Raw genomic sequence first — 17,649 nt, forward strand, 5'->3', positions numbered from 1 at the left:
CGACAGAGCCAACCGAGCAGCGAGCGGCGAGCAGGAGCGGCGCCACGCCCGCTTCCGTGTGTGATAGCTCTCCGGTTCCCCCTATGGATCGACTGGTCGTTCGAGGCGCCCGGCAGCACAACCTCAAGAACGTCAGCGTGTCGCTTCCGCGCGACCGCCTGGTGGTGATCACCGGCCCGAGCGGCTCGGGCAAGTCGTCCCTGGCGTTCGATACCATCTACGCGGAAGGGCAGCGTCGCTACGTCGAGTCGCTCTCCGCCTACGCGCGGCAGTTCCTCGAGCAGCTGTCGAAGCCGGACGTCGAGTCGATCGAGGGCCTCTCGCCCGCCATCGCGATCGAGCAGCGCGCGCTGGCCAAGAGCCCGCGCTCGACCGTCGGCACGGTGACCGAGATCTCGGACTACCTCCGCCTGCTCTTCGCGCGGGTCGGCACCCCGCACTGCCCCGCGTGCGGCAAGCGGATCGAGGCCCAGACCGTCCAGCAGATCGTCGACCGCATCCTCGATTTCGGCGACAAGACGCGGGTCACGATCATGGCGCCGATCGCCCGAGGCCGCCGCGGAGAGCTGAAGCTCGACATCGAGCGGCTGCGCCGCGAGGGCTTCGTGCGCGCGCGCATCGACGGCGAGATCGTCGATCTGGGCGACGAGATCGTCCTCGACCGAACGCGCGCGCACGATCTCGATGTGGTCGTGGACCGGATCGTGGTCAAGGAGGGCATCAAGGGCCGGCTCACCGACTCCGTCGAGCTCGCCCTCAAGCTGGGCGAGGGCAGGCTGCTCGTCGACATCTCCAGCGATGGCATGAAGATCGAGCCGCTCTGGATGAGCGAGCGCTTCGCGTGCATCGACTGCGGCATCTCGCTGCCGCCCATCGAGCCGCGGATGTTCTCCTTCAACGGCCCGCACGGCGCCTGTCCGGCCTGCGACGGCATCGGCGCGAGGACCCGCATCGATCCGGACCGCGTGGTCCCCGATCCTCGGCGAACGCTCCGCGAGGGCGCGGTGGTGGCCTGGGGCCGCCGCGGCTCGCTCTCGCTCGCCACGGAGACGGAGCGGGCCGTCAGCGCGCTCGGCTGCGATCCGGACGTCCCGTGGGCGAAGCTGCCGGCGGCGGTGCGGCAGGCGATCCTCGAGGGGAGCGACGCCCACGGCGCCGGCGGCCGGGGGAAGAAGAAGGCCGCCTACGAGGGGATCATCCCGCGCCTCGAGCGCCTGCTGAGCAGCGGCGAGCCCGCCCTCGCCGACGAGGAGGAGGCCGATCCCGATGAGGACAGCGCCGCGCTCTCCGACGAGATCGGCCGCTTCGTCATCACGCGGGTGTGCGACGCCTGCGACGGGAGGCGCCTGCGCCCGGAGGCGCTCGCCGTGCGCCTCGGGGATCGCAACATCGCGGACGTCGGCACCCTGCCGCTGCGCACGCTGCGCGTCTTCCTCGAGGGCCTCATGCCGCCGAAGGAAGGGGCGCCGCGGGCCTCCGCCGCGGGCGAAGCCCCGGCCGAAGGGGCGCTCGCGCCGCGCGAGCGCGCGATCGCCGAGCCGCTGCTCCGGGCGGTGATCGCCCGCCTCGGGTTCCTCATCGACGTCGGGCTCGACTACCTGACGCTCGACCGCTCCGCGCAGACCCTCTCCGGCGGCGAGGGGCAGCGCATCCGCCTCGCGACGCAGATCGGGGCCGCGCTCGTCGGCGTGCTCTACGTGCTCGACGAGCCGTCGGTGGGCCTGCACGCGCGCGACAACACGCGCCTGCTCGAGGCGCTCAGGCGGCTCGTGGACCTCGGCAACACCGTGGTCGTCGTCGAGCACGACCGCGACGCGATCCTCGCGGCCGACCACGTCGTCGACATGGGTCCGGGCGCGGGCGTGCACGGCGGCAACGTGGTGGCGCAGGGCACGCCGGAGGAGCTGAGCGCCGACCCGGCGTCGATCACGGGCCCCTACCTCAGCGGCAAGAAGCAGCTGGCGATCCCCACGAAGCGCAGCCGACCCGACGGGCGCTTCATCCGGGTGACCGGCGCGCGGGCGCACAACCTCCTCAACGTCACGGCCGAGATCCCCGTCGGCCTCTTCTGCACGGTCACCGGCGTGTCCGGCTCGGGCAAGTCGAGCCTCATCGTCGACACGCTGCTGCCCGCCGCGAAGAACGAGCTCTACAGGAGCTCCGCCCCGATCGGCGCGTGCGACGGCATCGAGGGCCTCTCGCACATCGACAAGGTCATCTCGATCGATCAAGCCCCGATCGGCCGCACGCCGCGGTCGAACCCCGCGACGTACACGGGGGTCTTCGGGCTCCTCCGCGAGCTCTACGCGGGCCTCCCGGAGGCGAGGACGCGCGGGTACAAGGCGGGCCGCTTCTCGTTCAACGTGAAGGGCGGCCGCTGCGAGGCCTGCCAGGGCGACGGCGTGCTCCGGATCGAGATGCACTTCCTGCCCGACATCTTCGTGACGTGCGAGACGTGCGGGGGCCGCCGCTACAACCGCGAGACGCTCGAGGTGCTCTACCGCGGGATGTCGATCGCCGACGCGCTCGACCTCACGGTCGAGCAGGCGATCGACCAGTTCGAGGCGCTCCCCCGCGTCCGGGAGCGGCTCGCCGCGCTCGCGCGCGTGGGCCTCGGCTACATCACGCTGGGTCAACCCGCGACGACGCTGTCGGGCGGCGAGGCGCAGCGCGTGAAGCTCGCGCGCGAGCTCGCGCGCAAGGCGACCGGCCGCACGCTCTACGTGCTCGACGAGCCGACGACGGGCCTCCACTTCTCCGACATCGAGGTGCTCACGGCGAGCCTCATGAGCCTGCGCGACGCCGGGAACACCGTCCTCGTGATCGAGCACAACCTCGACGTGATCGCCTGCAGCGACTGGGTGATCGACCTCGGCCCCGAGGGCGGCGAGCGCGGGGGGACGATCGTCGCCGCCGGCACCCCGGAGGAGATCGCGCAGGAGGAGGCGTCGTACACCGGCGCGTACCTGCGCGACGTGCTCACGGCGGCGAAGCGCCGCGCCCCGCAGCAGCCCCGCGGCCGCGCAACCGCCCGCAAATAGCAGAACGGGCGTGGCCCCCTCCGGTCCGCGCGACGTGGACCGGGAGCGGGAGCGCACGCCCGACGGCGCGGAGGCACCACCGCGCGTGGAGGCCACCGATGGAGGCCTCCGCGCGCAGCACAACGTCAGCCGTAGTCCTTCTCGACCCTCTCCTGGTCCTCTTTACAGCGGATGCACAGGGTCGTCTCGGGGCGCGCCTCGAGGCGCTTCGCCGAGATCTCCTCCTCGCACTCCTCGCACTTGCCGAACGAGCCGTCCTCGATCTTCACGAGCGCCTTCTGGATCTTGTCGAGGAACGACTTCTCGCGGCCACGGAGCCTGAACGTGAACGACTGCAGGTACTCGCTCGACGCGAGGTCCATCTCGTCAGGGAGATCGTTCGCGTCGAGCATCATGTCCTCGGTCAGCGTTTGCTTGGCCTTCTTGACGATCTCGTCGCGCTTCGTCTCAAGCAGGGTCTTGAACTTTTTCAGCTGGGCCTTGTTCATAGGTCCTCTCGCGTCGAATGCGCCGTTCGGCGCTGCCGTCTGAGCTCCCTGGCGCATGCAAGCCGCGGGGCGCTGACCCCGGCTGCCGGGACGGGGCTTACGGCTCCGCGACATGTCCGGAGAGGCCAGATAGCCCCCCGAAATTGCGAGGCGCGGGATTCTAAGCGTGGGAGCCGAGCCCGTCAACGACACCTCCGTCGTAGGCAGAGATCGCCCGGTGATCACTGCGGCCGATCGCCTCGTGATTCGTCGTTGGTCGCCCTCATGCCCGCGACCGAGCGCACGCTGCGGCATCGGTGTCGGGAGAGCGTGGAAAGCATCTGCGGGAAGGCCCCGAGCCACCGGAAAAGGCGGCGGACTTGGCCTCAAACCCGCATGCTGACCCCAGAGCACGCCGGAAATGAGACGCAGCGGACGGTTTGACGAAAGGCAGCTCACGTGGAACAAATTTATCCCATATTGCTGGATTTCGATCAGAACCGAACCCCAATCCGTCCCCGCGATGCCTCGACGGTGATCGTCCTCCGTGACGGTCACGCTGGAATCGAGGTGTTCTGCGTGCGCCGCCACGCGAGCTCGAGCTTCATGGGGGGCGCCGTTGTGTTCCCCGGTGGGAAGGTGGACGCGCAGGACGGCGCGGAAGTCTGGGGGGATCGGGCGGCCGAGCCACCGGCGCGCGCCGCTGCGTTCGCGACGGGCGAGACGACGGCGCGGGCGCTGTGCGTGGCCGCGTGCCGCGAGACGCTGGAGGAAGGGGGCATCCTGCCGACCGATCTGCCGCTGTCCGGCGACGAGGTCGACGCGGCGAGGCGGGAGCTCGCCGCCGGGGCGCCGCTCGATGCGGTGCTCGCGCGGCGTGGCCTGAAGCTCGCTCTCGCGGCGCTCGTCCCGTGGGCCCGCTGGATCACGCCCGCCGCGGAGACACGCCGCTTCGACGCGCGCTTCTTCCTGCTGCCGCTGCCGCCCGGCCAGATCGGGCGGCACGACGGACACGAGACGACGATGAGCTTCTGGGCCGCGCCGTCCGAGGTCCTGGAGCGCGCCGAGCGTGGAGAGATCTTTCTCGCTCCGCCGACTTCACGCACGCTCGAGCTCCTCGCCACGGTCGCGGACGTGCGCAGCGCCGTGGCGCTCGCGGAAAGCCAGTCGCTCTTGCCGATCTGCCCGCGCTTCGTCCCGGGCGATGGGGCCGAGCCGCCCTACCTGGCGCTGCCAGGCGACCCTTCGCACGAGGCCCGCGATCGCCGCACCGAGGGGCCGACCCGTTATGTCCTGCGCAACGGGCGCTTCGTCGCCGAAGAATGCTGCGCACATGGATCCCTGATCCACATCAAACAGGAACGAGAGCCAGATCCACCCGTGCCGACCCGCTTCGATACCCCCCAGACGAATGCCCCCTCCGTGCCGGCGACGCCTGATCTCGAGGAGTGAGCCATGGAAACGAACCCGAAAGAGAACACGACGCAGCCCGAGCTGTTCACCGCGAGCGACGTCGCGCGCTTTTGCCAGGTGGACCTCAAGACCATCCACAACTGGGCGGACAAGGGGGAGATCCGCCACTTCCGCACGCCCGGACGGCACCTCCGCTTCCGGCGGCTGGACGTGCTCGATTTCCTCCGAAAATACGGTTACCCGATCCCGGAGATCCTGCGGATGGGCAAGCCGAAGGTCGTCGTCGTCGACGACGACCCCTCCGTCCTCGCCGCGCTCCGCAAGACGCTGTCGCGGAGGTTCGACCTCACGACGTTCCAGGATCCGTTCGACGCGCTCGTCGCGGTGGGCAACCTCCAGCCCGACGCGCTCATCCTGGACATCATGATGCCGGGCCTCGACGGCGTGCGGTGCCTGGAGCGGCTCCGGTCCATCGACGCGACCTCGCACATCCGCTGCATCGTGTACTCGAACCACGAGGACATGAAGAAGAACGCCACCGAGGCCGGCGCCTACGACTTCATCAAGAAGGGCGAAGCCGGCGAGCTGCGCGACTCGCTCGAGCGGCTCATGGGCCTCGAGCGCGGGTGACGCCGACCCGGGCGACGCCTGCGCAGGCCGGCGGCGCCCGTCACTTGCCCTCGCGGTAGGCGCGGATCGCGTTCACGACCGCGTCCGCCATCTTCTGCCGGAAGTCGGCGGTGGCGAGGCGGGCCTCGTCCTCGGGGTTCGAGATGAACGCGGTCTCGAACAGCGCGGCCGGCATGTCGGCGCCCGCGAGGACGAAGAAGCCCGCGCCCCGGACGCCCTGATCCTTCGTGTCGGGGTAGCGGGGCGAGAGCGAGGCGAGCGACGACCGCTGGAGGAGCTCGGCGAAGTGGCGCGAGCGGGCCGCCATGTCGCCGACGTTGAGGTTCGACAGGATCGCCGCCACCTCGAGGCGGGCGTCGGGATCACCCAGGTCGGCGCCCTGCCCTCCCCTCTGGGCGCGGGCGGCGTTCTCGCGCGCCGCGAGCTGCGCCGACGTCGCCTCGCCGTCGTGAGGGGCCGCGAGCGAGAACGTCTGGACCCCACGAGCGCGGCCGTTGTCGCTCGCGTTGCAGTGGATCGACACGAACAGGTCGGCGTGGAACGCGTTCGCGCGCGCGGTGCGGAGCTCCAGCGGGACGTAGGTGTCGCTGTCCCGCGTGAGGAGCGTCTCGATCTTGAGCTCGCGCGCGAGGAGCGGGGCGACGCGGTGGGCGACGTCGAGCGTGACGTCCTTCTCCTTCAACCCGGTGGGGCCGACGGCGCCTGTGTCGTTGCCGCCGTGCCCCGGGTCGATCGCGACACGCCGGACCTCCCGCGCGCCGCCGGGGTTGTCCTTGTCGTCGCGAACCGGAGCGCGGGTGGTCACGTCGACGACGATCCGGAACGGATCGGGGAGGTAGAAGATCCGGCGGTGCAGGTTGGCGGCGAGATCGAGGACGACGCGCGTTCCATTCGGCTGGACGCCGACGCGCACCCGCCGCAGGACGCCGCCGACCTCGATCTCCCGAGCGATGCCGCGCGACGTCGCCCTCGCGATGTCGACGAAGACGCGCGCGTCCTTGCCGGCGCTCTGGTCCGCCGCGAGCGTGCCGACGTCGAACGTCGTCGGCGCCGAGAGCTCGACGACGACGCGCGCCCCTTTGTCCGAGCCGTGCCGCTCGATCGAGGTGATCTTCACCGGGCCGGTCGTCGCGGCCGGCGCGCGGGGAGCGACGACGAGATCGCCGGTGGCTTCGGCGGTCGTCACCTGCACCGGCGCCGCGCTCGCGGAGCTCGCGGAGCTCGCGGGCGCGGCGGAGGAGCCCGGCGCGAGCGCGAGCGCAACCCCCTCGACGCGGTGCCCCTCCTGCTCCAGCGCGCGCAGCGCGTCCCCGCTGGGCCGGTAGGCGGCGGCCTGCGCCAGCGCGACCGCGATCGCGCCCAGGCACTGCGAGCGGGGCGCGCCGCCGGACGGCGCGGGCGGGGCGAGGGCGGCGTAGCGCCGCGAGACGAGGTAGAGCTCGCGGTACGCGACGGCCGCGTCGTGGGCGAGCTCGCCGGCGAGCAGCGCGCGGCGGCGCTCGGCTTGGCACGCGCGCTCGACGTGGACCGGATCGGCCACGGCGCGGAAGGCGGTCGCCGCCGCGCCGTAGAGCTCCATCGCCTCGCGCGCGTCGGTGGCCGCCTGATCGAGGCGGAAGAGCCGCACGCGAAGATCGCCGGCCAGCTCCGCGAGCGAGGCCGCCTGCGCCGGCGCCCCGGCCCGCGACGACGCGATGGCGACGGCATCGGCCAGGGCGACCGTCTCGGCGCGGGGGGGGAGGATCGCGGCCGGATCGAGCAGCGCGGCGGCGCGCTGCTCTTCGGAGACGGCGGCCGGCGCGGCCGGCGCGTCGCCCTCGGCGCTGCACCCGAAGGCAGCGTGCGCCACCACTGCAAAAAGCGCGATCGCCGCGAACGCCGGGGCGTTACGATGCAGCCGCGCCGGGCTGGAGTGCTGTCGGCTCGCCAGCTCAGCCCCGCGCGCCGAGCGACTGGCGATGCGTCCAGGAGGTTTCACGTGCCCGACCTCACGCCCACTTCATCCACAGGACCCCTCTACGCGGACCGTGCGTCGGGGGAGAGGTTTGCCGACGCGACGAGCATGGTCAACGCGTATCTCGCCCGGTACGCCGCGAGCTCCCAAGGCGGGGCCGGATCGCCGGGCGGCGCTGGCGCGAGCACGCTCGACGAGACCGGGTACGCGCAGCTCCAGCACGGGAGCGCGACGATCGGCGTCAACGTGCTGGAGGCTCAAGGCGTGCTGATGGTCTTCTCGCCCATCATGGCCGTCCCCCTGAGCGGGCGCGAGGCCTTCTACAGGCGCCTCCTGGAGCTCAGCTTCGTCATCACCTCCGATGCAGCCTTCGCGATCGACAAGGCGCGCAACGAGGTCGTGGTGCGCTGCCTGCGACGGCTCAGCGCGCTCGAGTACGAAGAGTTCGAGGATATCGTCGCGACGGTGAGCCAGGTCGCCGACACCTGGGATGACGCGTTGCTGCGCGAAGTGCGCGGCGGATGACCCGTTCGCTGTGGTTTCCCGGGGCGCCAGGGGTCGCGCTCCCGCCGTGGAGCGGCACGCCGTGATGCGCCGATCTGTCGCGAGATTGCGGTGCAGCAGACGCGGATGGTAAGTTCCTCACCGCGATGAGTGCGGGGGAGCAACCGACGACCGCGGAACCTGGTGAGCGCTCCCTCTCTGCTGAGGAAGCGGAGCGGATCGCGGCGTCGATCCGGCCGTCCTGGGAGGCGTTCGACGAGCTGTCGGCCGGCCGGGGCGACGCGCGCGGCAGCGCCCCGGCGCCGGAGCTCGGCGCCTCCGCTGCGAAGCCGCCGGCAGCCCAGCCGGCCGCCGCCGTCGAAGCGCCGGCAGCAGGGCCTGGACCCGCGGCGGCGTCTTCCCCTGCGGCGGCGACAGCGCCTACGACCTCTGCTGCGCCGACGGCGCCTGCGACCTCTGCTGCGCCGACGGCGACTGCGACCTCTGCTGCGCCGACGGCGCCTGCGACCTCTGCTGCGCCGACGGCGCCTGCGACGCGCGTGCTCGAGGCGCCCCCAGCCGGCGCGTCCGGCGTGTCCGACACCGTCATCGAGGGGGTCCCGACCATCGCGATCGGCGACGACCCGCCGGGAGCGCCCGCAGCGGGGACGACGTCCCGCGATGCGGGAAGAGCAGCGACTGCCCGTGAGCAGGCCAGCCCCTCGCCTCAGCCGCCCACGGAGGTCCAGACGACCGGCGCCGCCGCCGATGCGAGCGCCCCGATCGCGCTGGCGGGCGTCGCGGCGGTGCAGGGCCAGCACGCCGCGCCTGCCGGGAAAACAAAGGCAGGTACGGGTGAACCGGCGGCCTTGGCTGGCGCGTCGACGGCCGAACCGGACGCCGTGGCCGGTGCACGTGCCGCTGAGCCGCAGACCCGCGTGGACCGGGCCCCCTCCCCGCCCCCGGAAAACGAACCGCCGTCGGCGCGGCCTGCACGCACGCGCTCTCGCGCGGGGCGTCCGGCCAGGGAGAGCGGCGAGCCCGTGGCCGCATCCGGCGCCCGCACGGAAGACCAGGATCCGATCGAGATCCCCGTGTCCACGTCGAGCAAGACGGCGGTGCGGGTCGTCATCGCCCTCGCGGGCGTGGCCCTGCTGCTCTTCGTTGTTCGCACGTTGCTCCAAGACGACGGTGGGGCCGATCCCAAGCCGGCTGCCTCGTCGGCAGCGGAGACACCGCCCGCTGCCGCCACGCCCACGCTCCCCACGGCCGCTTCACAGGCGCTCCCTGCGGCTTCGCCTGCTGCCGCGGCTACGGACGACGGCGCTTCCGTGGCGCCGAGCGCCTCCGCGACGGCGCCTCCTCCGTCTCCCGCGGCGACGACACCTGGTGCGACGGCGCCGACATCTGCCGCCGCGGCATCCGCCGCCTCCACCGGGAGCGCAGCGACGCCCGCGGCACCATCGGCCAAGCCAAAGGCGGCGCCCCCTGCACCGAAGCCCGCGCCTCCAGCACCGGCGCACCGCGGCACGAGCTCGACCGGAGGCAGCAAGAGCGGCGGCATCATCCGCGATGCTCCGTTCTGAAGCGCACCTCTCTCCCGCCTCGGCAGCGAGGCCTGCTGCAGTCGTCACCTTCCGCGGACGCCGACGAGGCGAAGCCCGCTCTGAGGAGCCATGAAAACACGCGCCTGCGCCCCAGTCCTCCTGCTCTCGCTGATCGGTCCTGCCGTGCTCACAGAGGCCGGGCTCCCTCCTTCTCTCCTCGGCGAGCCGCTGTGCCTCGCGCAACCGTCCGATCCCGTGACGGAGGTCGCGCGCCAGCGCTACGAGGAAGGGGTCAAGGCGTTCGACGCCGGTCGCTTCGAGGAGGCGCGTACGGCCTTCGCTCAGGTCTACGCGCTCAAGCAACACCCGGCGGTGCTGCTCAACCTCGGACAGAGCGAGCTTCGCTCCAATCACCTCGCGGACGCCGGCAAGCACCTGCAGCAGTTCCTGCGCGAGCACGCCGCGGCGACCCCGGATCAGCGCGTCGCGGCGGAGAAGGCGATCGCCGACGTGAAGCGGAAGACGGGCTTCATCGTCGTGACCGCCGACGCGAACGGCGCGGACATCAGCGTGGACGGCGTCCTCGTCGGCAAGGCGCCGCTGCTCGATCCGGTGTTCGTGACGCCGGGCAAGCACACCTTGTTCGCGACCTACCAGGACCGATCGGCGACCACCCAGGTGGACGCGAAGGTCGGCACGCCCACGCCCGCGACGCTCACCCTGGGAACGACCGGCGCGACGCCCGCGGCGCCGGCTGTCGGCGCGCCGACGCCGGCCGTGCCGCCCACGGCGCCCACCGGAGCCTCCCCGGCCGCCGTTCCGCCGCAGCCAGCCCAACCTCCAGCGACGGCGACCCCGCAGCCGGCGCCAGGCGCGGCCGCTCCCGGCGCGGTGGCTCCTGGCGCGGCCGCGCCGAGCCCAGCACCGGCGGCGCCGACGGGCACCGGCGGCTTCAGCGTCTCGACGAGCGGCACGCTGGGCTCGATGGGCCCAGCGCAGGCCTCGGGCGGGCGCGAGCCGTTCTTCCACTGGTACGCGCGCAAGCCGCTCGCCTGGGCGGGGACAGGCGTCGCCGGCGTCGGCCTGGTCATGGGGATCGTGGGCTCGTCCATCACCCTGAACGCGCGCGGCAACGCGGACGACATCGGGCGGCAGATCGAGGCGTACGTCGCGGGTCACCAGGGCGGGATCCCCGCGAACCGCAGGTCTCAGCCCTGCGGCGCGCGCGAAGATCCCTCGGGCGACCTCCCCGACTTCAGGAACGCCTGCGGACGCCTCCGCGAGGAGCTCGACAGCTTCGACGGCGCGGTCCCCTGGGCGATCACGGGGTGGGTGCTGTTCGGCGTCGGCGTCGTCGGCACCGCGACGTATGCGATGATCGATTGGTACCCCAACAAACAGCAGGCCGCTGCCACAGGTCCGCGCGTCACCGCGATCGCGCCGTTCGTGGCGCCCGGCCAGGCCAGCCTCAGCGTCGCGGGCACCTTTTAGCTCGACCCCCAGGAGCCCGGCCCGGGTCGCTACCTACTCGAGGACGGCGGCGTAGCGCCCGCCGGGCGTGACGATGACGTGGGCCTGGAGCGGGACGTTCAGCGCGTAGGGCAGCTCGCGCAGCGGACCGCCGCGCAAGCCGTCCACTTCGGTTGACCTGTGTTCGTCGCTAGGTAGCCTCGCCGTCGGTGGAGCTGCGATTCGACCTCTCGCATCTGGCTTTCGTGAGCCTCGTCGCGGACCGGGCTCCGCCAAACTTCGAGGTCCTGTCCGAGGTGCGGCTCACGATCGAGCCTCAGCGCGCGGACCTCTTGCTCCTTCGCCGGGTCGGCGCCGAGCGGAAGGATGACCAGGCGCTCGTGCTGCGCGCGCTCTGGGCGCGGCTCGGGCGGGCGGCGATCGTGGAGTACAAGAGCCCCGTCGAGTCGTCGTTCCGGCCCGGCGATCTGGTGCGGCTCGTGACCTATGGCGGACTGTACGAGACGGCCCACCTCGACGAGCTACCGGCGCCAGGGGACCTAACGCTGGTGCTGGTGGTCGCGTCGGTGACGCCGACGCTGCGCGAGGATCTGACGCGCAAGGGCTGGACTCTGAGCCCGCTCGGCGGAGGGTATGCGCGTATCGACGGGCCGATGTACGATACGTACCTCGCCAGCACGGACGAGGTGACCGAGGCGGAACGCGACGACTACCTGCGGCTCTTCAGCCATCGGCCCGCCCAGCCGGGCGAGGCAGCACGGTGGCTGAAGCAGTGGATGAGGGACACGAGGATGAAGCAGCCGGACATCGAGGAGCTCCCGGGGTACGAGGAGATGTTCCAGAAGCTGGTCGAGGCGATGCCTGTGGAAAAGCGGCTCGCCGGGCTCGCCCCCGAGCAGCGGCTCGCCGGGCTCGCCCCCGAGCAGCGGCTCGCCGGGCTCGCCCCCGAGCAGGTGATCCTCGCGCTCCCGGTGGAGGTGCTGCGCATGCTCTCCGAGGAGCATCTCCATTCGCTCCCCGCCGACGTTCAGGAGACGATCAAGAAGCGCCTCCGGGGCACCGCCCATTGACGCGCGGATCGCGAGAGCAAGGCCCACTGGATGCGCCCTCGAGGACGACCTCGCCCGCTTGATCCAGGTGTGCGATCAGCGGCCCGGGGATGGTCGCATGGTCTCGTGGAACAACGGAGGGGCAGCGATACCTGATGCGCATGAGCCAGCGCATCGAGCCATGCATCGGGTCTTCCCGGCAGAGAGCCCAGCCCTGGCGGAGCGCGACCGGTTGAGTCGGGCGTCCTGCCAGCGTGACAGCGGGGTTACGGTGCGTCCGCAGCGCTGGCACGCCGCGTTCTCGATCGGGAGTGGCTTCAGACCGGCGCGGGCTCGACGGGCTTCGGCTCGATCGGGAGTGGCTTCAGACCGGCGCGGGCTCGACGGGCTTCGGCTCGACGGGCTTCGGCTCCGCGGGCGTGGCCTCGACGGGCGCCAGCTCGTCCGGCGCGGCGGCGCTGCCGCGGCGCTTCGGGCGGAGCCTCCGCAGAGCGTTGCGGAACGAGGTGGCGCTGAAGCGGCGCTTCGCCTCGGGAATGTCCCAGCAGGCGTTGACGCCGGCGGCGCGCGCCTCGTTCCCGAGCAGCGTCGCATACGTCACGATGGAGTTGCGGAGCACCATCGCCTCTTCCCGGTTCCGCAGGCCGAGGATGCCGAGCAGGTCGCGGCCGCTCACCTCGTCGAGCAGGGTGCCGCCTTCGCGCAGGAAGTCCTCGGTGAGGCCGACGGGCGCAAGGCGGGCCTGGTGCTGCTTGGCGAGCCGGAGCAGCATGGCGAGATCGCTCGTCTCCTCGGTGAGCGTGCCGCTCGTGTTGACGTCGGCGAACTGCTCGGCGACGTCCGGCTCGAACGCGAACGCTTGATCGGCGAACGCCTTGAGCCGCGCGCGCCACGGCCGGCTCGCCTTGATCACCTGGTCGATGGGCCGCACCTGATAGGCGCCGGTGCGCTTGCCCTCGCCGAACCAGAGGTTCGCGGTGTCGAGCAGCTGGATGGCGCCGCGGAGCAGCGCGCGGCGCTCGGGGCCGTAGGCCTTGCTGGCGAGCTGCGCCTCGTACTGGACGACGGCCAGATAGAGGTCCCGGAGCTCCGTGAGGGTGGTCGAGATGGGTTGGCTCGGCTCCATGACCTCGCGGACGATGCGATCCATCTCGGGCCGCGCGGTATCGAGGAGGGCCTGAAACTCCGCGGGGGTCGCGACCGCGCGGGTCTCCTTCAGAACGGCGTGCTGCTCTTGTGAGAGTTCGATTCGCATAACCTACCTCCAGTGGGGTGGCGATCGGACAGGCGTAGCACGACGGCAGAGCTCGCCGCAGTGCGCGCAGGCTCTGGCGATCCGGAGAGCACGGTTGTGTCGTGATGGAGCTGCGCCAGCGCGCCCGGAGCGCGCCCCAGCCGACCGGCGCGAGAGTCCAGCGGCCCGGGAACGCGGCCCGCGCCGCCGAGACGGCCGGGGATCGTGTCCGCAGCGCCGGGGAGCCGTACCAGCAGCTCCGAGGAGCCGTACCAGCAGCTCCGAGGAGCCGTACCAGCAGCTCCGAGGAGCTGCACCAGCAGCTCCAGGGAGCCGTACCAGCAGCTCCGAGGAGCTGCACCAGCAGCTCCAGGGAGCCGTACCAGCGGCTCCGAGGGGCCGTACCAGCGGCTCCGAGGGGCCGTACCAGCAGCTCCGAGGAGCCGTACCAGCGGGTGCCGGCAGGCATCCCGGGGTTGCTGGGGAGCCGCTAGGAGGCGCTGGCGCGGCGCCGGGAGGTGCTGGCAGGGCACAGCGTTGCGCCGGGCGGTGCGCTCCGACGGCCAGACGTGTGCTGATTGTGTCTGGCTGCGAGCGATGGATGGACGCGTCGCCCCAGCACCTCCAGGGGGCGCGCTCCGACAGCGCGCCTATCTGCGCCGCGACCCCTACCCGCTCGAGCGCCGCGCGGCCATCGACGCCTCGCTCGCGCGCCGCGCGGCGAGCACCTGCGGGCGCATCGCAGGGGGGAGCTCGCTCAGGACGGCGAGGAGCGCGGGGACGATGGGGCGTTGCCAGTCTGCCGTCCCCTCGTTCCCCGACATTCAGCCATCGCGTATGCTGCGTGGGCTTTGATCGGGGAGCTGTTCAACAGCAAGTACCGGGTGCTCCGCCTGCTCGGCCAAGGGGGGATGGGGTCGGTCTATGAGGTCGAGCTGGTCGATACCGGCGAGCGCCTGGCGCTCAAGTGCGTCGAGAGCGAGCTGCTGAGCCGCAGCAAGAGCAGCGTCGGGCGCTTCCAGCGCGAGGTGAGGGCGATGGGAGCGCTCGACACCGAGCACATCGTCCGGGTGCGCGACGCAGGGACCGATCCTGCGACGGGGGCGCCCTACATGGTGATGGAGCTCCTGGAAGGGGAAGACGTCCAGCGCCTGCTCGACAGGGTCGGCAAGCTCGAGCCCGACACCGCCCTTCGCATCGCGGCGCAGGTCTGCGTGGGCCTCCAGAAGGCCCATGAGGCGCGCATCGTCCACCGGGACATCAAGCCCGGGAACCTCTTCCTCGCGCGCCGCGGGGACGGTGAGGTCGTGGTCAAGATCCTCGATTTCGGCATCGCCAAGATCAAGCCGGAGCCGCACCAGGGCGGCCCCACCACGGGCCTCACCCGCACCGGAGGGATCCTCGGCTCGCCGCTCTACATGTCGCCCGAGCAGGCGCGGGGCGTCAGCGACATCGACTACCGCACCGATCTCTGGTCGCTCGGCATGGTCCTCTACCGCGCGCTCTCGGGGAGGGTTCCGCACGAGCACATCGAGGCGTTCGGCGATTTGATCATGGCGATCTGCTCGGTGAGCCCCGAGCCGATCCAGGATCTCGCGCCCTGGGTCGCCCCCGAGGTGGCGGCCGTGGTCCATGGCACGCTGAAGTTCGACGCCGGCGATCGCTTCCCGAGCGCGGCGGCGATGCTCGACGCGATCCGACCGCTCCTCCCCCACGGCTCTTCGCTCCGCGAGGAGCACCTGGTCCCGATCAGCGAGGCGACGTGCGCCGTGATCGCGCCGAAGCGCCCCCTATCGCTCCCACCGGGCGACGCACGCCGGCAGATGATCACGCGCCTCGCGGTGCGCGTAGGGCGCCCGGCCTCCGCGTCGGCGACGACCGAGGATGCGTCTGGGATGCCGCGAGAAACCGCCGCCGCCGGCTCCACGACGACCGCGCAGTCGACCGTCACCACGGGTAGCGGCGACGCGAGGGCGCGGTCGAACGGCCGGAGCGATCCTCGCGCTCGCGCGCGCCGCGTGGGCGTCGCAGTGTTCGGGGTCACGGCGGCCGCCGGGGTCATCGCCTTCACCCTCTCGAGGGCGGCGAACCAGCAGGACAGCGTCTCGCCCGGCGAGGCCGCGGCGCCCTCGGTCCCTGCGATGGCGCCGGCGCCGGCCGCGCTGCCGGAGAGCACGGCGTCCATCGCCGCCGCGCCTCCCCCTGCCCTCCAGCACGCGAGGCTCGCCGTGTCTCCGGCCGACGTATCGGTGGAAATCGACGGGGCACCGGCGAAGGTCGACGGCGGCGAGGTGACGATCGAGGGCGCGCCCGGGAGCCGGCATCGCGTCCGGCTCTTCAAGGGCAAGGACGAGGTGCGGGGCGAGGTGATCCTGACCGAGGCCGGCGCCTCTCCGTCCAGGATGCAGCTCGACACGGCAAAGCCGAGGCCTGCGGCGCCGCCGGTCGGGAAGGCGACGGGAGCGCCGAAGGCGACAGCGGCGCCCGCGCCCCCGAATGCGTCCCCCACGGCGGGGTCGTTGATCCCCGACACCTTCCGATAAGCTGTATTCTCCCCCACCGTGTTTAGACGCCGAGCCAGAGCGATAGCGGTCTTGCTCGCTGCCTCGCTCGTGTCGCCGGGGTTTGCGCTCGCTCAGCCTGAGCCGCCGGCCGGCGAGAGCGCGCCGCCCGAGGACGCGAAGGACGAAGCGAGGGCGCGCTTTTTCAAGGGCAGGAAGCTCTACCAGGAGGGGGCCTGGAGCGCCGCGCTCGCGGAGTTCCAGGCGTCGAGGACGCTCTACCCGAACGAGAGCGCGACGGTCGGCGCCGCCGAGAGCCTGAAGCGCCTCCAGCGCTTCGACGAGGCGCTCGATCTCTTCGAGGTCGTGCTGCGCGACTTCTCCGAGGCCCTGGAGGCGCCGAGGCGGGACGCGATCCAGCGCGAGGTGATCGCGCTGCGCGGGCTCGTCGGCACCGTCGAGATCGCGCAGGCCGAGCCTGGCGCGACGATCACCGTCGACGGGCAGCGCCGGGGGGATTTTCCGCTGGTCGCGCCGCTCCGGGTCGCGGCGGGCAGCCACGGCGTGCGCGTGTACAAGGAGGGCTTCGAGCCGTTCGAGACGCGCGTCGAGGTCGCGGGCGGGCAGACCGCGCGCGTCGCGGCGCGCCTGGTCCGGCTGAAGCAGGTGGGGACGCTCCGGGTCGTCGAGGCGCGCGGGCGGGAGCTCTCGGTGGTCGTCGACGGCGTCGAGGTCGGCAAGACCTCGGCGGCGCCGCTCTCGGTGCCGCTCGCGCCCGGCGCGCACGTGGTGCTCCTGCGCGGCGCGGGCCGCCTCGGCACCGCGCCGGTCCGCGTGAGTCTCCGGGTGGATGAGGTCGAGCAGTTGCGGCTCGAGGCGGAGGAGCTGGACGTCGCGCTGCGCATCGCGCCGGTGCCCGTGGACGCGCTCGTGTCGCTCGACGGCGTGTCGCTCGGCCGGGGTCCGTGGGAAGGGCAGGTCCGCGCGGGGAAGCACACCGTCGAGGCCACGGCCGAGGGGTTCCTGCCCGCGACGCGCGCGATCGCGCTCGCGCGCGGCGGGCGGGAGGAGCTCTCGGTGGAGCTCGAGCGCGATCCCGGGTCGCCGTTCTGGCGCAAGCCGCCGCCGCCGCCGCGCTTCCTCGTGGAGCTGGGGACGGCGATGCTGATCGTGCCGGGCTTCGGGGGTGACGTGGCGGGCACGTGCGGGACGGGGTGCAGCGCGGGGGTGGGCGCCGGGAGCTACGGCGTGCTCCGCGGCGGGTACCAGCTGAGCTCGGGCATCGGGTTCGGGGCGTCATTCGGCGCGCTCTGGGTGACGCAGACGATGCGCGGGCGGAGCACGTCGCTCAACCTCGTCGGGGACCCAGCGCGCGCGACGAGCGCGATGGGCGCCGCGGGCGATACAACCGCCGCTGGCCAGGTCGACGACGTGCTCCGGCTGCGCGGCCTGATCCTCGGCGCGTGGGTCGGCTACGCGCTCGACGCGGGCTTGCCGATCCACGTCCGCCTCGGCGCGGGCGGCGTCTTCGGGTCGATGTCCGACGCGCGGCGCGGATCGTTCGACGCGCGCACGGCGAGCGCGGCGGATTATGGGGTGGGAACGGTCGTCGGGACGCAGGCGGCGCGCTTCGTGTTCGTCGCGCCGGAGGTGCGCGTCGGGTGGTCGCTCGGCGAGCATGTCGAGCTGAACGCGGGGCTGGAGGTGCCGGTGCTGTTCGCGGTGCCGCGGCCGGCGTGGCGCGAGGCGGACGGGATCCACGCAGGTCGCGACGGCTATGGGTGGTTCAGCGCGGAGACGCTGGTGGGCGGTGTCGTCGTGGGCGTGGCGCCGACCGTGGGTGCGCGGTTCGAGCTTTGA

General features: G+C 72.3%; 13 protein-coding genes. 9 read left to right on the forward strand and 4 right to left on the reverse strand.

The features are described from left to right. Positions 1 to 83 precede the first annotated feature (83 nt). Positions 84 to 3,041 carry an excinuclease ABC subunit UvrA gene (gene uvrA, locus WME90_RS19610; RefSeq protein WP_437282687.1) on the forward strand — a complete coding sequence of 986 codons (2,958 nt, stop codon included), beginning with the start codon at positions 84 to 86 and terminating at the stop codon, positions 3,039 to 3,041. 125 nt (positions 3,042 to 3,166) lie between these two features. Here uvrA and WME90_RS19615 read toward each other — a convergent pair whose 3' ends face one another. Continuing rightward, a complete protein-coding gene (locus tag WME90_RS19615) occupies positions 3,167 to 3,529 on the reverse strand; it encodes a TraR/DksA family transcriptional regulator (RefSeq protein ID WP_012236416.1) in 363 nt (120 codons plus the stop codon). 513 nt (positions 3,530 to 4,042) lie between these two features. Here WME90_RS19615 and WME90_RS19620 point away from each other — a divergent pair. After that, complete coding sequence (locus WME90_RS19620; protein WP_437282688.1) at positions 4,043 to 4,960, forward strand: NUDIX hydrolase; 918 nt, start codon at positions 4,043 to 4,045, stop codon at positions 4,958 to 4,960. Positions 4,961 to 4,963: 3 nt separating this feature from the next. Continuing rightward, complete coding sequence (locus WME90_RS19625) at positions 4,964 to 5,551, forward strand: response regulator (protein ID WP_012236418.1); 588 nt, start codon at positions 4,964 to 4,966, stop codon at positions 5,549 to 5,551. A gap of 40 nt (positions 5,552 to 5,591) precedes the next feature. Here WME90_RS19625 and WME90_RS19630 read toward each other — a convergent pair whose 3' ends face one another. Then, the gene (locus WME90_RS19630) at positions 5,592 to 7,400 is read right to left on the reverse strand and encodes an N-acetylmuramoyl-L-alanine amidase (protein ID WP_437282689.1); all 1,809 of its coding nucleotides are present in this window, start codon (positions 7,398 to 7,400) and stop codon (positions 5,592 to 5,594) included. 213 nt (positions 7,401 to 7,613) lie between these two features. Here WME90_RS19630 and WME90_RS19635 point away from each other — a divergent pair, with 213 nt between their 5' ends. The 4 genes from WME90_RS19635 (at position 7,614) to WME90_RS19650 (ending at position 12,075) form a co-directional block, all read left to right on the forward strand. Beyond that, positions 7,614 to 8,030, forward strand: coding sequence for a YbjN domain-containing protein (locus tag WME90_RS19635; RefSeq protein ID WP_437282690.1), 417 nt, complete (start codon positions 7,614 to 7,616; stop codon positions 8,028 to 8,030). 1,001 nt (positions 8,031 to 9,031) lie between these two features. After that, a complete protein-coding gene (locus WME90_RS19640) occupies positions 9,032 to 9,574 on the forward strand; it encodes a hypothetical protein (RefSeq protein WP_437282691.1) in 543 nt (180 codons plus the stop codon). 90 nt (positions 9,575 to 9,664) lie between these two features. Beyond that, positions 9,665 to 11,026 carry a hypothetical protein gene (locus WME90_RS19645; protein ID WP_437282692.1) on the forward strand — a complete coding sequence of 454 codons (1,362 nt, stop codon included), beginning with the start codon at positions 9,665 to 9,667 and terminating at the stop codon, positions 11,024 to 11,026. Positions 11,027 to 11,250: 224 nt separating this feature from the next. Continuing rightward, entirely contained in the window at positions 11,251 to 12,075 is an 825-nt protein-coding gene (locus tag WME90_RS19650) for a hypothetical protein (protein WP_437282693.1), read from the forward strand. Positions 12,076 to 12,418: 343 nt separating this feature from the next. Here the strand turns inward: WME90_RS19650 and WME90_RS19655 are convergent, their stop codons facing one another. Then, positions 12,419 to 13,309 (reverse strand): hypothetical protein, encoded by an 891-nt coding sequence (locus tag WME90_RS19655; protein WP_437282694.1) that lies wholly within the window; start codon positions 13,307 to 13,309, stop codon positions 12,419 to 12,421. 647 nt (positions 13,310 to 13,956) lie between these two features. Next, the gene (locus WME90_RS19660) at positions 13,957 to 14,112 is read right to left on the reverse strand and encodes a hypothetical protein (RefSeq protein ID WP_437282695.1); all 156 of its coding nucleotides are present in this window, start codon (positions 14,110 to 14,112) and stop codon (positions 13,957 to 13,959) included. A 27-nt stretch (positions 14,113 to 14,139) separates the two neighbouring features. Here WME90_RS19660 and WME90_RS19665 point away from each other — a divergent pair, with 27 nt between their 5' ends. Further along, positions 14,140 to 15,831 (forward strand): protein kinase domain-containing protein, encoded by a 1,692-nt coding sequence (locus tag WME90_RS19665; RefSeq protein ID WP_437282696.1) that lies wholly within the window; start codon positions 14,140 to 14,142, stop codon positions 15,829 to 15,831. A gap of 51 nt (positions 15,832 to 15,882) precedes the next feature. After that, positions 15,883 to 17,649: a PEGA domain-containing protein gene (locus WME90_RS19670; protein WP_437282697.1), complete on the forward strand. Its 1,767-nt coding sequence runs from the start codon at positions 15,883 to 15,885 to the stop codon at positions 17,647 to 17,649.

It is taken from the genome of Sorangium sp. So ce375, assembly GCF_051473855.1.
Taxonomy (GTDB): domain Bacteria; phylum Myxococcota_A; class Polyangia; order Polyangiales; family Polyangiaceae; genus Sorangium.

What these genes read in the sequence shown, in the direction of transcription:
- uvrA (WP_437282687.1), top strand. Translation starts at nt 84, where the DNA reads ATGGATCGACTGGTCGTTCGAGGCGCCCGGCAGCACAACCTCAAGAAC.
- WME90_RS19615 (WP_012236416.1), bottom strand. Translation starts at nt 3,529, where the DNA reads ATGAACAAGGCCCAGCTGAAAAAGTTCAAGACCCTGCTTGAGACGAAG.
- WME90_RS19625 (WP_012236418.1), top strand. Translation starts at nt 4,964, where the DNA reads ATGGAAACGAACCCGAAAGAGAACACGACGCAGCCCGAGCTGTTCACC.
- WME90_RS19635 (WP_437282690.1), top strand. Translation starts at nt 7,614, where the DNA reads ATGGTCAACGCGTATCTCGCCCGGTACGCCGCGAGCTCCCAAGGCGGG.
- WME90_RS19645 (WP_437282692.1), top strand. Translation starts at nt 9,665, where the DNA reads ATGAAAACACGCGCCTGCGCCCCAGTCCTCCTGCTCTCGCTGATCGGT.
- WME90_RS19655 (WP_437282694.1), bottom strand. Translation starts at nt 13,309, where the DNA reads ATGCGAATCGAACTCTCACAAGAGCAGCACGCCGTTCTGAAGGAGACC.
- WME90_RS19660 (WP_437282695.1), bottom strand. Translation starts at nt 14,112, where the DNA reads ATGTCGGGGAACGAGGGGACGGCAGACTGGCAACGCCCCATCGTCCCC.